Source organism: Bradyrhizobium sp. Kon58 (genome assembly GCF_055807455.1).
On record NZ_JBVVOT010000627.1, the window covers coordinates 1 to 241 of the forward strand.

The following is a 241-nucleotide window of genomic DNA, read 5'->3' on the forward strand; positions in this document are numbered from 1 at the left end:
TCTGCACGAGCCAAGCACTAGAGCTAATTGAAGATCGCCCACGCTATGACTTGTTAATAGCCGACGTGGTCGTACCTGGCGAATTAGGTAGTGAAAAGGACGAAAGAAATTGTATAGATTTTTTCAACAGCATTGACGACATTATACCTGCGGAAAAAAGACCGCTTTATTCTTTACCTATAAGTGCTGCTACGGACCTGACCGATGCAGCTTATGATTTTTTCAGCTGTCGGCCTTGGGG

The 241-nt window shown here is 44.8% G+C and carries 1 protein-coding gene; it reads left to right on the forward strand.

Translation table 11 applies throughout. The features are described 5' to 3' along the window. Positions 1–241 (forward strand): hypothetical protein (locus AC0L20_RS41735; RefSeq protein ID WP_473295950.1); only part of this gene is annotated, 241 nt, incomplete at both ends.